Genomic DNA, 7,087 nt, shown 5'->3' on the forward strand with positions numbered 1-7,087 from the left:
ATGGCGTTGCCAGCCTTGGCGATGGAGTAGATCGGATGGTTTTTGAGGGGGCGCTCAGCATGGATGTCGACCAGATTGATGATGTTGCCCCGCTGATCGCGTAGCCAAGGCGCCGCTGCCTTGGAGAGGAATAGGGGGGCCTTTAGATTGCTGCCGATCAGGTCATCCCAGTCGGCCTGGTTTAGGCTCTCCAGTGGGGTGGGGTAGAAGCTTGAGGCGTTGTTGACCAGCAGGTCGAGGNCCACGGAATTTAACTGCTTGCTCGATCAGGCCTTCGAGCTGGTCGGTCTGGTGCAGGTCAGCCTGTAGCAGCAGCACCGAGTCAGGGCGTTGTGCCTGCAACGTTGCCTGCAGTTCGGCGGCGGCGACGCTGGAGCTGCGGTAGTGCAGGATCAGGTCCATCCCCTCGGCATGCAGCTGGCGGGCGATTGCCGCGCCGATGCGGTGGACACCGCCGGTGATCAGTCCCGCTTTGCCTGCTAGGGACGATCCATTTTGCGTCATGCCAATACTCCATGATTGAATGTCGGCCCTACCATATCGCATTGCTCTAGGATTCTGAATTCATGTCCGCTTCATTTCGCCTCCCCGGAAGAGCTCCGGTCTCTGATCTGCCCCCTCCCGATCCTGCCGCCCTAGAACTCAGTGAGCAGTTGCAGACAAGGATTCGTTATGAGATCGAGGCGGCAGGCGGGCGGATTTCCTTCGACCATTTTATGGAACTGGCGCTCTATGCCCCGGGATTGGGTTACTACGTGGCGGGCAGTCGCAAGTTTGGTGAGGCAGGGGATTTTGTTACCGCACCGGAGGTCTCGCCCCTGTTTGCCCAGTGCATCGCACACCAGGCGGCAGAGCTGCTGGGTGAGCTGCCACAGGGCGATATTCTGGAGTTTGGTGCAGGCTCCGGCGTTTTGGCTGTGGATCTACTGGCAGAGCTGGAACGGTTGGGACAATTGCCAAACCGCTATCTGATTCTGGAGCTGAGCCCGGAGCTGCAGCAGCGTCAGCGACAAATCCTGCGGGAGCGGGTGCCCCAGCTGCTGGAGCGGGTGAGCTGGCTGAGTCAGATGCCGTCTCGATTCGAAGGCTTTGTGCTGGCCAACGAACTGTTAGACGCGATGCCTGCCAGCCGTTTCCGTCATTCAGAGGCGGGGATAGAGGAGGGCTTTGTTGTCTGGCAGGAGGAAGGATTTCGCGATCACTTTGCCAGGCCCGAGACAGTAGGTTTCAGCGAACAGGTCAAGCGACGGTTGGCGGGACTGCCGGTGGGTAGCGGTGGATATGTGTCGGAGCTGAATCTGCGATTGGGCCCCTGGTTTGCTGCCCTCGGCGGAGCATTCGAGCGGGGCGCAGTGTTACTCATAGACTACGGCTATCCACGCAGTGAGTATTACCATCCACAACGCAGCGAAGGCACCCTGATGTGTCACTATCGTCATCGCGCCCACGCCGATCCCTATCGTTGGCCTGGGTTGCAGGATATCACCGCGCAGGTGGACTTTACGGCTGTGGCGGAGGCGGCGGAGCAGGCCGGATTTGCGTTGGCGGGCTACACTACTCAGGCCCATTTTCTCATGGCAAGTGGTCTGGACGAGCTGCTCGCCGGATCAGATCCCGACGATATTGCTGCCCACATGGCGCGGGTTCAGGGCGTGAAAAAACTGACACTGCCGTCGGAGATGGGAGAGCGGTTCAAGGTGATCGGTTTTACCAAGCAGATGAAGAACCGAATGCGCGGGTTCGGCCTACTCGATCTGCGAGGTCGTCTGTAGCCGAACCGAGGCAGTTATTGCATCTTCTCCCGGGCGCTGTCGATGGCGCTGGTTAGGTAGAAGTAGAAGAGCTCCACTGTGTTGACGCCAACGATGCGTTTGCTGAGTTCATTGCCGTGGGGGTCGAGAAACAGCAGGGTCGGGGTGAGGTAGACATCATAGCGATGAGCAAATTCGGCGGCATCCTCTGACTTGCCCTCAAAGTTGATCAGGGTCTCCCCCAGGTCGATCAGGATCTCGCGCATCACCACCTTGTCTCGATAGTCCCCACTCAAGGCCATCGGGTTGAGCACCTCCCGCTTCAACAGATCACAGAAAGGGCAGTGCTCCTGGGAAACCACCAGCAGGATGGGTGCATTTAGGCGTTTGGAGAGGGCGGCATCCTTTTGCAGATTGTCGGTGAAAACAATGGTGGAATGCACTTTGTCGGGGGATGCCTGAGCGACGGCCAGTAGAGAGAGGTTAAGTAATACAGCTAGGATCAATCTTCGCACGAGTCGCTCCATCAAGTCGAAAAGCAGGAGCGGAAGTATAGCCAAAACCGGTGGTCGAGTGCCTACCACATCTCTGATATGACAGTTTGTCTTGTGAAATGATCAGGGGGTCTGCCCGAAAGCCGGTTACTGAGTACCAGCGAGCACTTTTTCCGGCAGCTCGATATCCTGCATAGCGGTGCGGGATGAGTCGATCGCGTTGTTCAGCAGGATCAGGTATTCATCCTTCGAATTGTAGCCAACAATGGGGGCCGCCAGCTGTTTCCCCTGTGAGTCGAGGATAACCACGGTCGGTGTGGCGAAGNCGTGTAACGGGAGATGAAATTGCGGCCCCGGACCTTGCTGCCGTCAAAATCGATGATTTTGTTGCCTGTGCTGATGTCGAAGGCCTTGATAATGGGTTTGTTTTGCTCGTCTGATGCCTGCAGCGGAATGAGTACATCATGTGCGAGCTGCTCGCAGTAGCTACAAGCTTCAGCTGTGAAAACCAAGATAATCGGAGACTGGGCCGCTTGTGCCTCAGCAGAAACCTGTGCCCAGTCCTCTGTGGCGGGAATGCCTTCCGAACCGGCAAAGGCAGGAAGAACTTGCGTGATAAGGATAAGTCCGACGAGAATGCGCAGTTGCTTCAACGTTCAAGCCCCCCCCTGTCTGATGGCTGAGTCAGTATATCAGTAAATGATAATATATCAATCACTATAAGGGTTTTCCCTGATGTGCGATATGACAAGAATCAGGTTTTATTGAATCATTAATCCCAATAAAACCTTACTCGGCAGACGAGGCAGGAACCGGAGGATGATACGAACGCAGTGGTACGGGGTGTGACAGCAGGCGCATTTTCAAGTCTGATTAGTGGGGTTTTGGTTGATTCTTGGTGCCAGTGATGAATGCCGATGCAGATAGTGTGCTGCCGCATAATCGAGAGGCTGCGTGATGCACTCACCACAGACCAGAGCTGAGTACACCTTGTCGCTCATCTGTCTGCTACTTTTTCTGCCGCTGCTCAGTGGCTGTGAAATGCTCGGCTACTACGCCCAGTCGATCAACGGCCAGCTCGATCTGCTGCAGAAACGTCGCCCGATCGAGTCGTTATTGCTGGACAATGCCATCGACCCCGAGCTTAAGCAGCGGCTGCGGCGGGTCGTGGCGATTCGTGAGTTTGCCAGTCAGCAGCTGGCGCTGCCGGACAACGACAGTTACCTCAGCTACGCGGAGCTGCAGCGGGAGGCGGTGGTTTGGAGCCTGGTGGCGACTCCAGAGTTCTCGGTGAAGCCGATCAGCTGGTGCTATCCGGTAGTGGGCTGTGCCGCCTATCGCGGCTATTTCGACAAGCGAGATGCGGAGGCCCACGGCGAGCAGCTTGCTGCCCAGGGTTACGACCAGGTGGTCAACCCGGTGCCCGCCTATTCGACGCTGGGATGGTTCGATGACCCGATCACCAGCAGCGTGATCCGCTGGTCGGAGCCGCGCCTGGCGGCGTTGATCTTCCACGAGCTGGCCCATCAAAAGCTCTATGTGCAGGGCGACAGCGCCTTCAATGAGGCGTTTGCCACACAGCTGGCACGTATCGGCGTGCAAGCCTGGCTAGAGCAGGAGGCTCCGGAAAAACTTGAGCAGTGGCATCGACAGCGTAGCCGTAGCAGCCAGTTCACTCAGCTACTGTTACAGAGTCGGGCATCCCTCGCAGTGCTCTATGCTGAAGGGTTGCCAGCATCCCAGATGCGCCAGCGCAAACAGGCGCTGTTCGACCAGTTGCGGCGGCGCTATCAGGCCTTGAAGGCGGAGTGGGGCGGTTACAGTGGCTTTGACCATTGGTTCCGACGTCCACTCAACAACGCTCTGCTAGCATCGCTGGCCACCTACGAGTCGCTGGTGCCCGGGTTGGAGGCACTCTATCGGCAACAGAGTGGAGATTTAGAACGCTTTTATGCCGCTTGCGAAGCCTTGGCGGAGCTACCGCTGGAGGCGCGACATGCTCGGCTGCGGCCTTAATCCTTGTTAGTAGTTGAGGGAAACTCCATGCCGATCACCACGCCACTGCCGTCTGGCAGGTTTTCAGCATAGACGTGGCCCTGGTGAAACTCGGCGATCAGCCGCACCAGATAGAGTCCCAGGCCCAGATGTGAGCCGCTGTCCCGATCTCCTCGCAGACTCACCATCGAGTCAAAGAGGTGGCTGGTCATGGTCTCTGGCAGGGTAGGGCCCTGGTTGATCACAGATAGCCGCTGCCGACTGTGCTCCGGCAATGGAGTCAGCTGCAGGCGAATTGGCGTCTGCTCCTGGTGAAAATCGATGGCGTTGCTGACCAGCTTGTCGAGAGCCTGTGCGATCAGCTCGGGTGCGGCGTCGATCGGCGCCAGCCGCGCTGTCTGCAACTCGAATCGAACATCGGGAAAGCTGACCCGATACCCCTCCAGCATGGTCTGCAGCAGCGACTCCAACTGCAGCGGCTCCCGCTCCGCCTGCTGCAGGCTCTGCTCCAGGCGGGTCGCTTCGCGCATCCGCTGCAGGATCAGGCTGAGCCGCCGGCTACCCTCCGTGGCGCGTTCCAGGTAACGGCTTTGCGCCTGCGGGTCCGGGTCACTGGCTAGATTCTCCAGGGAGGACTGCACCATGGTCAGCGGTGTACGGAACTCATGGGCAAGTCGTGACGCCATCGACTCCAGATAGCGGTTGTATTCGCTGAGGCGTCGCAATACCCGGCCAAAGCTGCGACTGAGTTCACCGATCTCGTCCCGCTCGGAGACCGCAGGGAGGTTGGAGAGGATGCGTCCATCGGGGCTGACCGCCGCCTCCACGCTGCGATTGAGGCGCTGAATCCGGCCTGTAAGGCGACCGGCGTAGCCAAGCAGGGCCAGCACCGAGAGTAGTAGTAGAACTGACCCGGTGGAGAGGATCCGGGCGAAGGCACGTTGCTGCAGGCTGAGGATTTCATGGCTGCTCTTTTCGATCAGCAGGGCGCCGAGCAGAGTGCCGTCGGTGGCGCGGATCGGTACGCCGGCAGAGAGGGTGATCGCCGACTCGAAATGGCTCTGCTGGAGGCTGACCGTGCTCTCCCCCTGCAGGGCGCGGTGGATCGCCGCTGCGTCGAGGCGTCCGGCATGCTGATGCGGCGTCTGGAAGATTCCCGCCGGGCGCGGCAGCAGGCGACGCAGCAGCTGCTCGAAGGAGGAGGCCGGTTTGAGCCAGTGGGGTGGGCTTAGGTTGCCGCTTCTGGCCACGATCATCTGTTGGCGATCCACGACCTGGATGCGTTCACCGTCACTAACCACCCCCTGTAACAGAGACTCTACCGCAGCCAGCGGCAGCACCAGCCGTGCCAGAAGGGCATCATTATCCAACCCTGAGCTTGAGGCGACGACAGGGGGCTGCTGCGCCGCCTGATCGAAGACGGTGACGGAGAGCCCACCCCGCGCCAACTCTACGGGAAAGCCCAGCTCCAGATTGTAGCCGTCAGGTGATTCCTGCCACTCGCCGCGGATCGGCGGCCCCGCCTGCTGTTGCGGGTTGGCTTGAAACCAGCCGGGAGCCGAGGTGGCGATGCGATAACGCCGCAGCACCCCCGTCTCCGAGCGCAGTTGCAGGAGCAGGTGATCCGCTGCCGGACTCAGCAGGTCGTTTGCCGGCGCGTAGCGGATCGTCGAATCACGGATCTGTAGGAACAGCAGCAGCTGCTCAGCATGAATGCCGCTGAGCAGACGAAAGCTGAGTCTGCCGGTGCTGTAGCTGTGCGCCTGGTCCAGCAGCGGCTGCCACTCCTCACCGTAACCGTCCAGATCGATCGGCTGGGCGAGCGGGTGGACGAAGATCGCTGGTGCCTCGCTAAAGCTGCTGCGAAATGCAGGCTCCTGTTGGGTGGCCAGCAGCTGGGCGATCAATTCGGCCTTCTGCTGCAGATTCTGTTCACTGGCGCTGCGCAGAAACTGCTCGGTCTCGACCAGGTAGCGATAGCCTGCCAATGGGATCGCCAGCAGTGAGAGCGAGACCAGCAGTAGCTTGAAGCGGAGGCTTTCGCGGAAGCGGCGCCGGCGTAGCGGAGGCATCAACTCTGCCCATTCTCGAGCCAGCGGTAGCCTGCGCCGTAGACTGCATCGATGGCGCTGAACCCGGCGTCGAGCTGCTGGAACTTCTGGCGGATGCGCTTGATGTGGGTGCTGACGCTGGCCGCGTCCACCAGGATGTTGGCCTCCTCCATCAGCTGATCGCGGCTGCGCACGTGGCCGGGGTGACGGGCCAGCGCATGCACCATCCAGAATTCGGTGAGGGTCAGCTCCACCGGCTGCTCGCGCCAGTGGGCGGTGAGCCGGTCGAGATCGAGACGCAGCGACCCCGGGGTGAGGATGTTGTCGCTACTCTGTTGAGTCTGCAGGGCGTCGAGACGGCGAAACAGGGCGGCGATGCGCGCCGCGATCTGCGGCAGGCTGATCGACTTGGTGAGGTAGTCGTCGGCGCCCAGGCGCAGTCCCGAGACCGTGTCGAACTCGTCGTCACGGGCGGTGAGGAAGATGATCGGTAGATTGGCGGAGCGGCTGCGCAGCTCCCGGCAGAGCTCAAAGCCGGCGTCCGGCTCGTCCTGCAGGCCGATATCTAGAATCACCAGGTCGGGCAGCTGTCTGCCAAAGGCGCTGGAAGCGGCCTGACGGGAGGCATAGCCATTGACCCGATAGCCCTGGCGCGTGAGGTAGTCGGTGTAGTTGTCGCGGATGGCCGGCTCATCCTCGACGATGGCGATCAATTTTGGCATCTGGCTTCCATTGGCTGATTGGTAGGGAGCTAAGGAGCCTCTGATCAAGTCATGAGCGCGTATCTTGTGCCCAA

The 7,087-nt window shown here is 60.0% G+C and carries 7 protein-coding genes; 2 read left to right on the forward strand and 5 right to left on the reverse strand.

From position 1 onward, the window contains the following. Both RIFP1SYM_RS18875 and RIFP1SYM_RS18880 read right to left on the reverse strand, forming a co-directional pair. A partial coding sequence (locus RIFP1SYM_RS18875; protein WP_338063189.1) for an SDR family NAD(P)-dependent oxidoreductase occupies positions 1-245 on the reverse strand: 245 nt, incomplete at its 3' end. Continuing rightward, entirely contained in the window at positions 163-546 is a 384-nt protein-coding gene (locus RIFP1SYM_RS18880; protein WP_005966367.1) for an SDR family NAD(P)-dependent oxidoreductase, read from the reverse strand. The genes RIFP1SYM_RS18875 and RIFP1SYM_RS18880, both read right to left, overlap by 83 nt. 20 nt (positions 547-566) lie before the next feature. Between RIFP1SYM_RS18880 and RIFP1SYM_RS15040 the strand changes: the two genes are divergently transcribed. Continuing rightward, positions 567-1,772: a class I SAM-dependent methyltransferase gene (locus RIFP1SYM_RS15040; RefSeq protein ID WP_005966369.1), complete on the forward strand. Its 1,206-nt coding sequence runs from the start codon at positions 567-569 to the stop codon at positions 1,770-1,772. Between the two features lie 14 nt (positions 1,773-1,786). Here the strand turns inward: RIFP1SYM_RS15040 and RIFP1SYM_RS15045 are convergent, their stop codons facing one another. Next, complete coding sequence (locus tag RIFP1SYM_RS15045; RefSeq protein ID WP_240992142.1) at positions 1,787-2,266, reverse strand: thioredoxin family protein; 480 nt, start codon at positions 2,264-2,266, stop codon at positions 1,787-1,789. Positions 2,267-3,202: 936 nt separating this feature from the next. Between RIFP1SYM_RS15045 and RIFP1SYM_RS15050 the strand changes: the two genes are divergently transcribed. Further along, a complete protein-coding gene (locus RIFP1SYM_RS15050) occupies positions 3,203-4,261 on the forward strand; it encodes an aminopeptidase (protein ID WP_240992143.1) in 1,059 nt (352 codons plus the stop codon). On the opposite strand, the gene RIFP1SYM_RS15055 is transcribed toward RIFP1SYM_RS15050, so the two are convergent. Together RIFP1SYM_RS15055 and pdsR are read right to left on the reverse strand one after the other, a co-directional pair. Further along, a complete protein-coding gene (locus RIFP1SYM_RS15055; protein WP_039960689.1) occupies positions 4,258-6,312 on the reverse strand; it encodes an ATP-binding protein in 2,055 nt (684 codons plus the stop codon). The two genes, RIFP1SYM_RS15050 and RIFP1SYM_RS15055, sit on opposite strands and share 4 nt — an antisense overlap. Further along, the gene (gene pdsR / locus RIFP1SYM_RS15060) at positions 6,312-7,013 is read right to left on the reverse strand and encodes a proteobacterial dedicated sortase system response regulator (protein WP_039960690.1); all 702 of its coding nucleotides are present in this window, start codon (positions 7,011-7,013) and stop codon (positions 6,312-6,314) included. Before pdsR ends, RIFP1SYM_RS15055 begins: the two co-directional genes overlap by 1 nt. Positions 7,014-7,087: the final 74 nt, after the last annotated feature.

It is taken from the genome of endosymbiont of Riftia pachyptila (vent Ph05) (genome assembly GCF_000224455.1).
Classification (GTDB): Bacteria; Pseudomonadota; Gammaproteobacteria; order Chromatiales; family Chromatiaceae; genus Endoriftia; species Endoriftia persephonae.

Bases quoted from the DNA above. Each gene is read 5' to 3' on its own strand.
- RIFP1SYM_RS15040 (WP_005966369.1), top strand. From the start codon at position 567: ATGTCCGCTTCATTTCGCCTCCCCGGAAGAGCTCCGGTCTCTGATCTG.
- RIFP1SYM_RS15050 (WP_240992143.1), top strand. From the start codon at position 3,203: ATGCACTCACCACAGACCAGAGCTGAGTACACCTTGTCGCTCATCTGT.
- RIFP1SYM_RS15055 (WP_039960689.1), bottom strand. From the start codon at position 6,312: ATGCCTCCGCTACGCCGGCGCCGCTTCCGCGAAAGCCTCCGCTTCAAG.
- pdsR (WP_039960690.1), bottom strand. From the start codon at position 7,013: ATGCCAAAATTGATCGCCATCGTCGAGGATGAGCCGGCCATCCGCGAC.